Annotated in this window: 11 protein-coding genes and 1 pseudogene; 1 reads left to right on the top strand and 11 read right to left on the bottom strand. The window is 39.1% G+C overall.

Translation table 11 applies throughout. The annotated features are described in order from the left end of the window. Window positions 1-68 precede the first annotated feature (68 nt). The 11 genes and pseudogenes from AACL61_RS02675 to AACL61_RS02625 form a co-directional block, all read right to left on the bottom strand. Window positions 69-1,568, bottom strand: a complete 1,500-nt coding sequence (locus AACL61_RS02675; RefSeq protein WP_339110951.1) for a glycosyltransferase — start codon at window positions 1,566-1,568, stop codon at window positions 69-71. Next, window positions 1,569-3,125: a glycosyltransferase family 4 protein gene (locus AACL61_RS02670; protein WP_339110950.1), complete on the bottom strand. Its 1,557-nt coding sequence runs from the start codon at window positions 3,123-3,125 to the stop codon at window positions 1,569-1,571. It abuts the gene before it with no gap. 251 nt (window positions 3,126-3,376) lie between these two features. Then, window positions 3,377-4,808, bottom strand: a pseudogene (locus AACL61_RS02665) (MFS transporter). After that, complete coding sequence (locus tag AACL61_RS02660) at window positions 4,808-5,218, bottom strand: MarR family winged helix-turn-helix transcriptional regulator (RefSeq protein ID WP_339110949.1); 411 nt, start codon at window positions 5,216-5,218, stop codon at window positions 4,808-4,810. Before AACL61_RS02660 ends, AACL61_RS02665 begins: the two are co-directional and overlap by 1 nt. Window positions 5,219-5,337: 119 nt before the next feature. Further along, the gene (locus AACL61_RS02655) at window positions 5,338-5,598 is read right to left on the bottom strand and encodes a hypothetical protein (protein WP_102815987.1); all 261 of its coding nucleotides are present in this window, start codon (window positions 5,596-5,598) and stop codon (window positions 5,338-5,340) included. A 24-nt stretch (window positions 5,599-5,622) separates the two neighbouring features. Then, the gene (locus tag AACL61_RS02650; RefSeq protein WP_072575130.1) at window positions 5,623-7,461 is read right to left on the bottom strand and encodes an APC family permease; all 1,839 of its coding nucleotides are present in this window, start codon (window positions 7,459-7,461) and stop codon (window positions 5,623-5,625) included. A gap of 84 nt (window positions 7,462-7,545) precedes the next feature. Continuing rightward, window positions 7,546-9,156 carry an APC family permease gene (locus tag AACL61_RS02645; protein WP_102815988.1) on the bottom strand — a complete coding sequence of 537 codons (1,611 nt, stop codon included), beginning with the start codon at window positions 9,154-9,156 and terminating at the stop codon, window positions 7,546-7,548. A gap of 81 nt (window positions 9,157-9,237) precedes the next feature. After that, window positions 9,238-9,726 (bottom strand): prolyl-tRNA synthetase associated domain-containing protein, encoded by a 489-nt coding sequence (locus AACL61_RS02640; protein ID WP_102815989.1) that lies wholly within the window; start codon window positions 9,724-9,726, stop codon window positions 9,238-9,240. 93 nt (window positions 9,727-9,819) lie between these two features. Then, window positions 9,820-11,448: a chaperonin GroEL gene (gene groL, locus AACL61_RS02635; protein WP_003667426.1), complete on the bottom strand. Its 1,629-nt coding sequence runs from the start codon at window positions 11,446-11,448 to the stop codon at window positions 9,820-9,822. 91 nt (window positions 11,449-11,539) lie between these two features. After that, a complete protein-coding gene (groES, locus tag AACL61_RS02630) occupies window positions 11,540-11,824 on the bottom strand; it encodes a co-chaperone GroES (protein ID WP_003666368.1) in 285 nt (94 codons plus the stop codon). A 234-nt stretch (window positions 11,825-12,058) separates the two neighbouring features. Beyond that, complete coding sequence (locus AACL61_RS02625; RefSeq protein ID WP_003666366.1) at window positions 12,059-12,703, bottom strand: redox-sensing transcriptional repressor Rex; 645 nt, start codon at window positions 12,701-12,703, stop codon at window positions 12,059-12,061. A gap of 240 nt (window positions 12,704-12,943) precedes the next feature. On the opposite strand from AACL61_RS02625, the gene AACL61_RS02620 reads away from it, so the two are divergent. Next, window positions 12,944-14,881, top strand: a complete 1,938-nt coding sequence (locus tag AACL61_RS02620; protein WP_102816485.1) for an ABC-F family ATP-binding cassette domain-containing protein — start codon at window positions 12,944-12,946, stop codon at window positions 14,879-14,881. The last annotated feature ends 17 nt before the right edge of the window (window positions 14,882-14,898 follow it).

Genomic DNA, 14,898 nt, shown 5'->3' with positions numbered 1-14,898 from the left:
AACTTCATTCTATAATCCACCCGAGATATAAAACTCGTGTCTTTTTTAGCAATCAATTACTGTTTTCTTTAATTATTTTCTGTTAAAACCCGTTGCCATTGCTGAACAAGGTGGTCAGGACTAAATTCTTTGGCAGTTGCAACTGCGCCGGCAGAGAGCTTTTGGTAAAGTTCGCCGTCACTCAGTACTTTAACCACTTGTTTAGCAAGCTGGTTAGGGGTACGGTTCTTTACTAGGCAGCCATTAACTCCATCCTTAATCAAATTACCGGATGAGTAAAGCGTATCGTAAGCAATCACTGGCACCCCGTGAGCCATACTCTCAAGCATTGTGATTCCAAAAGCCTCATTATCGCTAGTGCTAAGGAAAACTGTCGCATCATTATAAACTTTATCATCGACAGAATAATTCAAAAATTCAACTTTATCTTTCAGCCGATATTTCTCGACCTGGTCTTGCAGCTGTGTCTTGTACTTCTGGTCAGTAAAGTAGCCTTGGATAAGGAGCTTAGCTTGTGGGAAACGCTTATAAATATGACGGAAAGCATTTATCAGATCAGCTAAGTTGCGATTAGAACCCAGCATCCCGCGGAAAACGATCCGTGGTCCTTGCCCAAGCTGACGGGTATTGCCTACTTCGGCGGCAGCACAATCAGCTGCTTGGAAAAAGTTGCTGCTGTCGCCAACCACCGCAGCCGTATCTTTCAACTGATCTTCAGTTGGAAACACAACTTTATCGAAACGCTGTTTTTCCTGGTTAAGCGTCGTCCAGTACGCTGGCAGAATCCCGGCTTTTTTCGGGTACTTGTAGTTATTAAAAGTCAAACTATGAATTACCGCCACAGTCTGAACCGGGTTAACAATACTTAACACACTACCATCAACAGACCGCCGATCGGAAATAAAGGTTCCTCGTCCCTTAGCGTTTAATTCGTTCAAGAAAAAGCTGAAGAGCTGGTTTTCAGTATCAAAAACATAATCATAGCCATGATAATTGCAAAGTTTCCACATTGTTGGCTGTAATTGGTGGTTGATATGCATATGGACAACTTCAATCGCCGTCGACCCATCTTGCCGCAGGTAACGCTGAGTTGCAACACTGCCATCAGGATGGTAGTGTTCAACCATTGATTTGAAGCCGCGCCAATCCCAAAATTCGCCAACTGCCTCGTGACCGAGGTCATCCAAATACTGAATGTCGCCAACTAAGCCAACCGTTGCTGGCATGACGTGAACTATCGCAATCGTCTTGCCTTCGTCTTGGATCAGTGAATGGTTGTTATCAATCCCGTTAATATGGTAGTCAGCTAGCGGAATGCTTTTGAGCAAACGTAAATTCTGTTTTTTCCGTGATACATCTGTTGTTCCCTGGAAGAAATCATACATATTAATCACATCGTGCGGGTCAATATGGTTAGCTTCCAACGTTTGTCCTAGGAAACGATTGTAATTACGAACAACAATTTTGGTGGGAATTCCAGCAGCCTTAAATGCTTTATACCGTTGCATCTGTGAAAACTCAGTTCCGGAATTCAGAGAAAAAATATTTTCACCAACTAAGTAGTTCATTTATTTTTCGCTTCCTTTCAACGTCTGCTTGGCATCAGTAAGCAGCTTATTCCAATCTTGCCAAACACTATCCGGTGAATAACGGTTGGCAGACTCATAAGCACCATCACTCATCTTCTGCATTAATTGCGGATTCTTAAACAATTCCAGCATTCGGTCGGCAATCGCGTGCCAGTCGTTAAAGTCAACAACGTAACCGTTCTTTCCATCTTGGATAATATCATTGGGACCATAGTTGACATCATAGGTTACACCGACAACCCCGTGTGAAATAGCCTCCATAATTGCCAGGTCAAACCCTTCCATGACAGACGTTAAGCCGAAGATTTGCGCATCATTATAAACGCTTGCGACATCATTAGTATACCCTTTCAGATTAACGATTCCTTCGAGATGGTACTTTTTCGTGAGATCTTCTACCTTACGCTTAGCTTCATACTTATTGGTTGGATCATAATAGCCATAAATGTCCAAGGTGACTTCCGGCACCTGCTTATGTACTTCGTTAATGGCGCGGACTAAGTGATCAAGCCGTTTTTCAGGTGCTACCCGAGCGACAGCAACTACCTTGCCAAAGGTCCGTTTGGCTTCGGTAATCCGAGGTGCTTGCAAAACCTTATCAGGCACGATCCCGACAGGAATGGTAAAGGTCTTGGACGTGGGATGGAAACGGGCAATCACATCGTCGGTCTGCCGCTGAGTAGCAGAAACGATTGCCGAATATTTGTTAATGTTGTTCAATGCATATTCATAATTGTTATTAAGGATTGAATGCAGCGGATTTTGGGCATCACCCGCCTGCGAGTTGTGCAGGTGCATAACAGTATATGCTGGCTTCTTCAGCCGGGTCAAGGCATCATCAGCAAGCAGCGACCGGTCGAGAATAAAAATGTTGCCACCCTCGCCATTAACCTGATTCAAAAAGAACTCAAATAATCGGTCAATGGTAGCGAACTGGTGAATAATCCCCTGATGGTCAGAGAGCCACCAGCCAGTCTTAGTCAGCTTGCCATGAACATCCTTTTTGTAGTAATCACGGATAACAGTCTTGCCATCAGGCGTGACCCACTCTTCATTATCAATTTTGTTATCTGGCGAGTACCACTGAATTAACGACTTAAACCCGCGGGAATCATAAAAATTAACACAATACAGGTTGCCATAACCATCGAACATTTCCGTAGAAACAACTTGCCGACCATGCTGGTCATCATAGTTGACCCGGGCAACCATTGCTCCATTCTTCCGGTTAACAATATAACGGTGTTTTTCAGACTCATCCTGGGTAGTTAGATTCTGCAATCCGAAATCCAAGTCGGCTACAGTAAGGTGTTTGGACATCACCTTCTCAGTGTGCTGGTAATAATCAAACATTCCCAGCAGGTGGTCATCGTCAACTCCCGCTGCATTGGCGGTCATGTGCAGCGTGCGATTCCAATCACGAGCAATAATCTTGCACGGTAGCTGATGGTCTTCAAAGAGCTGCAGTCTTTTCAGTTCAGCGTGTTCAATACCCGATTTATAGTCAGGCATTCCAAAGTTCACAAAATACAGCAAAATCTAGCCTCCTAAATAATTTAAAGGGATAAGAAAGTAAAGTTGGATTCCAGGTTACGATAATTAATACCTAATTATATTAATAAAAGGGATGGAGTATACTATTAACAATATTAAGCGCAAATTAATTACTAGTCAATAAGAGCAGATTCATTGCTAATTATTACTTGTCTTATCAAATATTCGTATCTAATTAAAAAGAGTTGGAAATTCAGCGAAATTTTCAACTCTCTTTAGCTTCTATCTGGATCTTATAAATTATTAGTCAAAGTGGGAAAAACAGCAATAAAACATATTTCATTTTTCACACTTCGATAGTAACTTATCCAAATTATAATACAAAAAATCGTTAACATGCCAAAAGCTTCTTGAGTACCAATTGCCGTAGAGATACGTCTAGTCGTGTGGAGATGACTCTGACTGGCTGCAACAATCATCGCTACTAATGAGGTCCCAATTGCCCCTGCAAATTGCTGCAAAGTATTAAGGATTGCATTTCCTTGCGATTGCTTTTCTTTACCAATAACGGTTAGTGCACTTGTCATTACGCAACCCATGCACATCCCCATTCCACCCATATAGAGAATATAAACAAGCGCAATAAATGTATTTGTTAAATGCTGCCAATAGATTGTAAAAGCAATAAGCGCAATTAGATATAATGAAGTACCAATCAAAATAGGCTTGCGAGTGCCAAACTTATCTAAAATGTGTCCCCCCAATGGAGCAAATATCGCACCCACAAAACCAGCCGGAAGGACAATCAAGCCAGCTGTCATTGCACTATTACCATTTACCAATTGAATATAGTTTGGTAAAAGAAATGCAAAACCTAACGAAATAAGTTGAGTTAAAAAGAAACCAAGAATATGCCCAGAAAATTTTTTATTTCCCGAATAATCGCAATTGTAAAATTGGTTCTTTTAGGGTTAATGAACGCCAAGTAAAAAGTCCCATTCCTAAGATCCCGATTAACAATGCACCACCAACCGAAAAGGTCATGAAGGCTTGACTTCTCAGGTTACAAAATCCTGTTACAAAACCACAGAACATGAATACAATCATTAACATACTAAAAAGATCAATTTGTTGCTTTTTAATCGGTGATTTTTGGGTAATTCCCCATTCACCAAGCACAAATGAAATAATTAAAAGCGGAATTAATGAATAAAATACCCACCGCCAATTAAGCTTGCTGGCAACGATTCCACCAAAAGTAGGACCAATCGCTGGGGCAACTCCAGTAATAAGATTTCCGATCCCCATCATAAAGCCAATTCTGCTTGTTGGAACTTGTTCCATAATAATATTAAACATCAAAGGTAATGCAATCCCGGTTCCTATTCCCTGAATTGCACGACCAACTAAAAGCAACCAAAATGACGGTGCCAGCGCATCAATAATTATTCCACCAATAAAAAATAAACTTGCAACTGTAAAAAGTGTCTTTGTTCGGTAAGAGCTTTTTAAAATTGCCGATAGGGGAACAATGATTGCAACCAGAAGCAAATAAATGGAAGTCATCCATTGAACCTGATTAGTAGTAATGGAAAATTCACGCATTAGAATCGGAAAAGTTACACTCATTGAAGTTTCAACTATTACTCCACAAAATGACATTAATCCAGTTGCCACAATCGCTGCAATAACCTTTGCGGAAATTTTTTCAGTATTCGTATTCATCATTTCTCCTTTATCATCGTTGATAAGAATCGTTTTATTTTTGAAAGGTCCTGTTCACTAAAATTTGCTTTTAATTTCTCTTCGTATTGTGTAATATACGCACTTGCATCTGAAGATAATTTTTGACCTTCTGCAGTAAGAGTAACGATTTTTTGACGATGATCTTCTGGTGACGGATAACGCTCAATCAAATTTTTCTTTGCCATTCGTTGAAGTAATACAGTAGTGGTTGATCTCTTTATTCCAAATTCATTTTCAATTTGGTGTTGATCACAATTATTTCCCGGGAAATGCGTTAAAAAATCAATAATTGACATTTGCGTCCCTGTCAATCCATATTGCTGCGCAAATGCATTCATTTCTTGATTCATCGCATTGTTAGCTTGTTTTACTAGACGACCTATTAGCAATTTTCATCTCTCCTTTTTGTTAGTTGGCTAACAAAAAGAATAATATGATTTAGATTATTAGTCAACATAAAAAGAGACTAGGCTTATGTCACCTAATCCCTTCAATACGCTTTATTTAATTATTCTAAAATTATTTCAGCAATATCAAGGACAATGATAATCCCTAAAATACTGCTTAAAAGCAATAAAATTTTTCTCGTATACTGATCTTTTGATTGTAGTTTTTCCCAATTTATTCCTGCATACGCAATTAAGATCAAAGCACAGCCAATGATACCGTATATTCCAGAATGAAAGCCACGATTATCAATAGTGTAACTTGCTGCCATAAATAGGCCAATTGCAAACAAAAGTCCCCATAATAGTTGCTTTTTATTCATTAAATCAATACTTTCTCTAATAAACTATTCTTGAAGGTGGTAGTTATAACTAGCAACAATAATGTTCTCTCGGGAATTCAATAACGCCCGTAAACGAACACTGGTCTGATTATGCAAGGCCAATTGCCATGGATGCTTAGGAATAAATTGCGGAACAAGAACAGTCGTCGAATAATTTCTTGCTTCTGCCCGCTTGGCAATCACATCAACGAAACGTAACGTTGGTTTTGCGATTGAACGGTACGAAGAGTGAATATCAACAAAACGGACATCTGGATATTCAGCTTTAAATTCATTTGCTGTTTTATGCTCTTTGCCTGGATTTTCATCAAACGAAACATGCATGGCAATAACATAATCACCAATCGACCGAGCGTAATTAATTGCACCACGAGTTACCCGGGTTACATTACCAACTAAAACAATCACCGTTGCGCCATCGTAATCATGTAATTGGACTTTCGTCTTTTCAGCAACCCGCAATTGAGCAGCAACTTTTACATAGTGCCGGTGAATTGAATGGAACATCCATAAAAGCAGCGGCATGATAATCAAGTATGGCCAAACATTTGCAAAGTGTTGCCAGAACAAGCAAATAACAAGGATAAATGAGATCAAAGCCCCTACTAAGTTAATAAAGGCTTTTCCTAGCCAGAAGCCTTCCCGTTCTCTAAACCAGTGAATAATCATCCCAGATTGCGATAAAGTAAATGGAACAAATACACCCACTGCATAAAGTGGAATTAACATATTAGTCTGACCATGGAAGATTAAGATCAAAATAATTGCTCCAATCGCTAAGGAAATAATTCCGTTGGAGTAGCCTAACCGATCACCACGATCCATGAACGCGTGCGGCATATATTTATCTTTAGCCATATTAAAGGCAAGAATTGGAAAGGCTGAGAAACCAGTATTAGCAGCAACCGCTAAAATCATTGCAGTTGAAAGTTGCAACAGGTAAAAACCTAGCCCATGTCCACCAAAGATTTGTGCGGCCATTTGGGAAAGAATTGTTGTCCGTGAATTAGGAACTACCCCCAGATAAAAACTAAAGAAGATAACGGCAATAAAGAAGAACGCTAAAATAGCACTCATAATTGCCAGAGTAGTTGATGCATTCTTTTCTTTTGGCTTATTAAAGTTAGGAACAGCATTACTTACGGCTTCCACCCCAGTTAAGGATGACGAACCAGCTGAGAATGCCCGAATAAGCAAAACAAATGACATTCCCGATACCGGTGTTCCATAATCAACAATTGCCCGGTAATGAATATGACCAGTGGCAATATTATAGCCACCCCACACTACCATCACAATCATCATAATAACAAAGAAATATACCGGAATTGTGAGGAAGTTTGCACTTTCACTCATTCCCCGTAAATTCATAAACATGATTAAAAGGACAATAACGATCCCGATTGGAATTGAAAATTTATATAAAGCAGGAACTGCCGAAGTAATCGCTTCAACTCCAGATGTCGTTGAAACAGCTACCGTTAACATATAGTCAACTAGTAATGATCCTCCAGCAAATAATCCCCCATTACTCCCCCAATTCCGTGTGGCAACGACATAAGCACCACCACCACTAGGATAGGCATGAATGATTTGTTGGTATGATAACGTGATAGCTAACAAAAGGACCAACACAACTGCCGCAATCGGGATTGAATACCAGATTGCGGCTGCGGATAAAGTTACCAGAACAGTTGTAATTTGCTCTGGTCCATATGCTACTGACGATATTGCGTCAGAAGAAAGCATGGCTAATGCTTTAAATTTAGTTAAGTGTGTTTGCCCTTCATCAAGGGTTTTTAACGGTTTCCCGATTAAAACACGTTTCAAATAGCGCCACATACTATTTCTCCTTTGATTTTTACACTTTTTAAGTAGGTGATAATACTACAATTTATTCTTTAATTTTGCAACCTACAAATCTATCTATTGATCTTTTTCCGGCATCTTTACCTTGGCATTAACCTTTTCTGCCGCAGGATCGATTTTTTTCATCCGACTAGCCACAGCCCACCGGTAAAATCCTAGTGAGCAGATGATAATAACAACAAAATCCCATGGGTACTTCAACCAGTCCTTGCCGCCAAATCCTTCACTCCCAATGTAAGAAACTATTGAGATAAAAACAAGATAAGCCAGCATCCAATAACTATTGCGTAAGTCACGTAGCCCTGATGCGTGACGATACTTAACTTCATAATAAAGATAGATTGGTAAGCCTAATAAGATAACCCCAATTACCTGAACAGTTGTTGGCCACATTGTCCAATAAATTGAAAGGCTCGTCAAGACAAATGCAAATGGCGCCAACCACGACATAAAATGTGGATGAAACGGCCGCTTTAAATTAGCATCCATTTTGCGAAGCGACATTACAGTAACTGGCCCGGTAAGATAAGCAATTAAAGTTGAACCGGTAATTACAGTGGCTAACAAACTCCAATTTCTGAAGAGACTAACCATTACTACCGCTAAAATTAGATCCACAACCATTGCAAACCGCGGAATCATGTAGCGCCGTTCTAGCCGTCCTAACCATTGGGGCAAATGTCCGGTATGAGTCATTGCTGCCAATGCTCGTGAGGCAGTCGCCACGAACGCAACCCCTGTCCCAAATGGTGAAACAAAAGCATCCATATATAGTAAAATTGCAAGCCAATTCATCCCCAGCAGGATCGCAATATCAGCAAATGGAGACGTATAGTTAATCCCATGCCATCCTTTTTGCGCTAATAAATTCGGATCGATTGCTCCAATAAATGCAACTTGTAACATGACATAGATCACAGCGGTAATAATCATTGAAATCAATACGCCTCGCACGATATTTTTATGAGGATTAATCATTTCTCCTCCCATGTTGATTACCGTTTGAAAGGCATCATAAGACATAATAATTCCAGAAATAGCAGCTGCTTCAAAGATTGAACGGCTACCATATGGCATAAAAGTAGTTACGCTATGACCAAAATTACTAGGATGAAAACCCGCCGCAATAAGCATCACAATTGTTAATGTTGGTAATAAAATCTTAAAAATTGATATTAAATTAGTAAAGCGAGTCATCAATTTTACCGACCAGAAATTGATCAAAGTAAAAACCAGCATGAAGCCAAATACAACTAACAATCCAGGAGTCGTAATATTACCGTTCTTCATAAAGTGGTGGGTCCAATTTGCCCATGCCCACGGCCACGAACTCATATATTGAACTGAGGCCACTGCTTCCATTGGGACTAACGTGATTAATGAAATCCAATTTGCCCATGCAGCAATAAAGCCTAAAAACGGACCATGGCTATACTGAGCATAACGACTCATTCCCCCGCTTTCTGGAAACATTGCCCCTAATTCAACATAAGTAAGGGCAATGCTAATAATGATTATTGCTCCTAAGATCCATGACAAAATAGCAGCTGGTCCCGCAACCTTTGCAGCAGTTCCGGCACCAAACAACCACCCTGAACCAATTAAGGAATTTAAGGCAAGCATTACACCAGAAAATAGCGTTATCTTCTGGAACTTCATTTTTTCCATTTCTTAGTTCCTTTCAGTTATAGTTTGGTTAAAAATTAATACTAGTTTACTTTACCACAATTTAAGATTTTTAGATTAACTTTATAGTTGAACCGCCTTAATCGGATTACCATTCTGCTTTATTATTTGAAGCAAATCTTTTGTTCCCAAAATCACAGTGGCAGTATTATCGTTTGGATGACACCCTATTAATTCCTCGTTCTTAAAGATATCAGCATCAATAACAAAGGTAACCTGATGTTGTTTATCATTAAACAAGTTAAAGGGTGAAATAGCCCCACTTGTTATTCCTAACTTCATAGCTAATTCTTCTGGGCGGGCAAATGAAAACCGACTAGTCGATAGATTCTCTTTCAATTTTTTCATATTGAGACGCTTATTTTCTAAGATTGTAACTAAATAATAGCCAGCTTTATTTTTTAGAAAAAGGTTTTTCATGCGAGCAAATTGATATTCTTGAACATACTTGTCTGCTTGTTCCGCTGTATAGACTGGGGGATGAGTAACAATTTGATAGTTTATTTTTTCGTTGTCTAAATAGTTATAGACACTGGTTGCATTTTTCGTCATTGATTTTCCTCCAATAAAAAAAGATCCCAACATTTGAAAAAACAAACATTAGAATCTTTTCTGCCCACAAAATTAAATTTTAGTCAAATGGTATTACATCATACCGCCCATGCCGCCTTGTGGAGCAGCAGGAGCTTGGTTATTAGCATTTGGATCTGGCTTATCAGCAACAACCGCTTCAGTAGTAAGAAGCAATGCTGATACGGAAGCAGCGTTTTGAAGAGCAGAACGGGTAACCATTGTTGGGTCAACAATACCAGCCTTGATCATATCTTCAAACTTGCCATCTGCAGCGTTGTAACCAATACCTTCTTTTTCGTTCTTTAATTCATTAACAATAACAGAGCCTTCAACACCAGCGTTTTCAGCAATTTGACGAACTGGTGCTTCAAGGGCAGCCTTAACAATATTGATACCAGTTAATTCATCACCATCGGCTTCAATCTTGTCAAGAGCAGGAATTACGTTAATTAAAGCAGTTCCACCACCAGGAACAAATCCTTCTTGAACAGCAGCACGAGTAGCGTTCAAGGCATCTTCAATCCGGTACTTCTTTTCCTTCAATTCAGTTTCAGTTGCGGCACCAACCTTAACAACGGCAACCCCACCTGAAAGCTTTGCAAGACGTTCTTGAAGCTTTTCCTTGTCGAAGTCGGAAGTTGACTTAGCAATTTCTTGCTTAATTTGGTCAACACGTTCTTGGATAGCTTCCTTTGAACCAGCACCATCAACGATAGTAGTAGTATCCTTTGTAACTGTAACCTTGTTTGCTTGACCTAATTGATCAACAGTAGCGTCCTTAAGACTCATCCCAAGGTCGTCAGAAATAACAGTACCGCCAGTCAAAACAGCAATATCTTGAAGTTGAGCCTTGCGACGGTCACCGAAGCCAGGAGCCTTAACAGAAACAACATTAAAGGTACCACGAATCTTGTTCAATACAAGAGTTGGCAATGCTTCACCAGTAATGTCATCAGCAATGATCAAGAGAGCACGGCCTTCTTGAACAACTGATTGAAGCAATGGCAAAATGTCTTGGATATTACTAATCTTCTTGTCAGTAATCAAAATATATGGGTTGTCAAGGTCTGCTTCCATCTTGTCGTTATCAGTTACCATGTATTGTGACATGTAACCACGGTCAAAGCTCATTCCTTCAACAACATCAACGCTAGTGTCAACACCACGAGAATCTTCGATAGTAATTACACCATCATGGCCAACCTTTTCCATTGCATCAGCAATTAACTTACCAACTTCTGGATTAGCAGCTGAAATAGAAGCGATTTGTTCGATATCATCCTTTGTCTTTACATCGTGTGACATCTTCTTCAAAGCTTCAACAGCAACTTCGGTAGCCTTGTCAATACCACGACGAATACCAACTGGGTTTGCACCAGAAGTAACGTTCTTCATACCAGCATTAACAATTGCTTGGGTTAAAACAGTAGCGGTTGTAGTACCATCACCGGCAATATCGTTAGTCTTTGAAGCAACTTCGGCTACTAACTTTGCACCCATATTTTCAAATTGGTTTTCAAGTTCAATGCTCTTAGCAATAGTTACACCATCATTAGTAATAGTTGGTGTGCCATAGCTTTGTTCCAAAACAACATTCCGTCCCTTTGGACCCATCGTTGTCTTAACAGTATCAGCTAATTTATCAACACCACTGAGCATAGCGCTCCGTGCATCTTCAGAAAACTTAATTTCTTTTGCCATTTATGTCACCTCAAAATTAAATTCATTATTTAAAAGAGACGGTGAAGGAATTTTATTCTTTCTGTCTCCTGCTCTTAATTCGCTTATTTAACTATTCAACGATTGCTACTAAGTCTTTAGCATGAACAACTAAGAACTTTTCACCATTGTATTCTACTTCGTTGCCTGCGTACTTATCAAATAATACGCGGTCGCCTTCCTTAACAGCTGGAGCAAGCTTTTGTCCGTTTTCTAAAGTACGACCTTCTCCAACGGCAATAACCTTTCCAGTAGTTGGCTTTTCCTTCACATTGGAAGCAAGGACAATTCCACCAACTGTCTTTTCTTCTTCAGTTTCAGCTTTTAGAACAACGCGATCTCCTAATGGTTTTAACACGTTAATCCCTCCATCTTGTTAATAAATTTTATTTTTAGCACTCAAACTCTTCAAGTGCTAACCACATGTTTAAATATAACATGTTCTCTTTAAAATGCAACAAAAACACTTTGACTTTTTTTGACCATTTTTTAAAACTTAAGAGAGTATACCTATAATCACTGACTTTTATTAATAATTTAGTAAACAAAAAGCATTGGTTGAACGCTTTCATCAAACCAATGCTCTCCAAATTTATTCAATTGAATCTTCAGTATAATTTTTAATGAAGTAAATTAATGTTTGAAGTTCGTTTGTTAAGTCAATATTTTGAACTTGAACATTTTTGGGCACAGATAAACGAACAGGAGTAAAGTTAAGAATTCCCTTTACACCAGCTTCAACTAATTGGTCCGCAACATGTTGGGCCTTGATTCCTGGAACAGTTAGAATAACAACATCAATCTGTTGCTCCTTTAACTGCTTTACCATATCCTCGGATGGGTAAATTGGAATACCGCTTTTGACTGTATTGGCATATTCTGGCTTAGTATCAAATGCCGCACTGATCCGTAAATTGGTATCTTGGTGGAAATTAAAGTTTAACAAGGCACTTCCCAAACTACCAACCCCGACTAAGGCAACACTAACTAATGAGTCTTGGTGTAAGATTCCTTTGAAAAACTTTAATAGACTTTCAACGTCATAACCGTATCCCCGCTTACCTAATTCACCAAAATATGAAAAGTCACGACGAATCGTTGCCGAATCAACTTGCACAGCCTCCGAAAGTTCAGTTGATGATACCCGTTGCTTGTTTGCGTCTTTCAATACATTTAAATAACGGAAATATATTGGCAACCGTTTCGCAGTCGCGCGTGGAATCTTTTTATTAGCCATTCTACTTTTGTTCCTCCTAAAACAAGCCCTTCTCAACCTAGTTTGCCAACTAATTACTAAGTTTTTGACAAGGATAATGTTAATAATTTTTACTTTGTGAAATTTAAGTCTGAGTATATTCTAGCAATTAAACCTTTTTTTGTGAACTAAAATACAAAAATATTTTCAACTTTTTATTTAAAATTAAAAATCTGCTAAAATAAAACCATATTAAATCAACGAATTAAATGAGGTTTCAATATGTTACTTTTACAGACAAATGACGTTGTGCGTCGATTTGGCGCGGACGTTTTATTTCACAATATGAACATGCAAATCCAAGAGCATGGCCGTACTGCGCTTGTTGGGCGTAATGGTGCTGGTAAAACGACCTTGTTAAAAATGATCGCTGGAATCACCGAACCAGATGAAGGAACAATTACGAAGGTTAAAGATTTGACAATTGGCTACTTGGCCCAGGATCAAGGACTCGATAGTCAAAATAGCATTTGGACTGAACTAGATACTGTTTTTGCTCCTCTCCACAAAATGGAAACGCAAATCCATGATCTTGAACAGCAACTAGCCGACCTTGATAGTTCCGATAGCAATTATCAACAAATTCTTTCAACATACGATAATTTACAAACTGCCTTTAAGAAACAGGGTGGTTTTGAATACGAATCACGCATGCGGGGAATTCTACATGGGTTTGGCTTTGACGAAGATAGTTATGATACGCCAATTAATTCCCTTTCAGGTGGGCAAAAAACTAAACTTGCCTTAGCAAAGATTCTTCTGCAAGCACCTGGACTTTTGATTCTAGATGAACCGACTAACCACCTCGACATGAACGTTCTTTCGTGGTTAGAAGATTATCTTAAAAGTTATCAAGGCGCATTGCTTATCGTCTCTCACGACCGTTACTTCTTAGACCGTGTTGTCAGCAATGTTTATGATCTCGATAATAAAACGCTCACCCACTATACTGGTAACTACACGCAATTTGTTAAACACAAGCAAGAACGGTTACAAGCAGAGTGGAAGCACTATGACCAACAGCAAAAAAAGATTGCTAAGTTAGAAGACTTTGTTAATCGAAATATTGTTCGCGCCTCAACAACTAAACGTGCTCAGGCGCGGCGAAAGCAATTAGAAAAAATGGAGCGGCTTGAGCGTCCAGAAACTGATGATAAATCAATCCATTTCCAATTCCATTCTGAAAAAGATAGTGGAAATGAAGTTCTTGATGTGGAGCAGGCAAAAGTTGGTTACGATGAACAGATCCTTGCCGGGCCGCTTTCATTTAATGTCCGTAAGCCACAGCGTGTTGGGATTATCGGGCCAAATGGAATCGGAAAGTCAACTTTACTTAAATCTATTCTTCATAAAATTCCGTTAATTAGTGGAACGATTAAACTCGGTGCTAACCTCGATATTGGTTACTATGATCAGGAACAACAGCAATTGCACCCAAATAAAACCGTTTTAGAAGAAGTATGGGATGACCATCCAGAAGTGCCTGAAAAAGATATTCGCTCATTATTAGGGAGTTTCTTATTCGTTGGTGATGATGTTTATAAAGTTGTTCGTGACCTATCTGGTGGTGAAAAGGCACGATTAGAGTTAACTAAACTATCATTTAAACCGATTAATTTTCTTATCCTTGATGAACCGACTAACCACTTAGATATCGATAGTCGAGAAGTGCTTGAAAACGCAATTAACGAATTTAGCGAAACTGTTCTCTTTATTTCTCACGACCGTTACTTTATTAATCAGGTTGCAACCGATATCCTAGCAATGGAACATGACGGAATTAAACATTACGAAGGCAATTATGATGACTACCTAATTGCCAAGGAAAAAGAAAGTTCACCCAAAGCTACTTCATCTAATGCCAGCACTATTGCTAAAGAACCAGCTGGTAAACAATCTTATCAGCAAAGCAAAGAACAGCAGCGTGCCCGGCGAAAAATTCAGCGGCAAGTCGATGAACTAGAACAACAGATGGCGGAATTAGAAGAAAAGCAAACCACAATTCAAGAACAAATGAGCCAACCAGAAATCGCTACAGATATTGGAAAGTTAACCGATCTCCAAAAAGAACTTGATGAATTATCAGCTAAATCCGAAGAGGTCGAACTTGCATGGACAGAAGCAGCAGAAAAACTGGAAGAATTTGATCAAGAAAACTAAAAGAGGCTGGGAAAAAA

Source organism: Limosilactobacillus reuteri subsp. porcinus (assembly GCF_036621895.1).
GTDB classification, from domain to species: domain Bacteria; phylum Bacillota; class Bacilli; order Lactobacillales; family Lactobacillaceae; genus Limosilactobacillus; species Limosilactobacillus reuteri_J.
Note: the sequence above shows the minus strand (reverse complement) of the source record. Positions and strands in the feature narration are given on the sequence as shown.

What these genes read in the sequence shown, in the direction of transcription:
- AACL61_RS02675 (WP_339110951.1), bottom strand. Translation starts at nt 1,568, where the DNA reads ATGAACTACTTAGTTGGTGAAAATATTTTTTCTCTGAATTCCGGAACT.
- AACL61_RS02655 (WP_102815987.1), bottom strand. Translation starts at nt 5,598, where the DNA reads ATGAATAAAAAGCAACTATTATGGGGACTTTTGTTTGCAATTGGCCTA.
- AACL61_RS02650 (WP_072575130.1), bottom strand. Translation starts at nt 7,461, where the DNA reads ATGTGGCGCTATTTGAAACGTGTTTTAATCGGGAAACCGTTAAAAACC.
- AACL61_RS02645 (WP_102815988.1), bottom strand. Translation starts at nt 9,156, where the DNA reads ATGGAAAAAATGAAGTTCCAGAAGATAACGCTATTTTCTGGTGTAATG.
- AACL61_RS02640 (WP_102815989.1), bottom strand. Translation starts at nt 9,726, where the DNA reads ATGACGAAAAATGCAACCAGTGTCTATAACTATTTAGACAACGAAAAA.
- groL (WP_003667426.1), bottom strand. Translation starts at nt 11,448, where the DNA reads ATGGCAAAAGAAATTAAGTTTTCTGAAGATGCACGGAGCGCTATGCTC.
- AACL61_RS02625 (WP_003666366.1), bottom strand. Translation starts at nt 12,703, where the DNA reads ATGGCTAATAAAAAGATTCCACGCGCGACTGCGAAACGGTTGCCAATA.
- AACL61_RS02620 (WP_102816485.1), top strand. Translation starts at nt 12,944, where the DNA reads ATGTTACTTTTACAGACAAATGACGTTGTGCGTCGATTTGGCGCGGAC.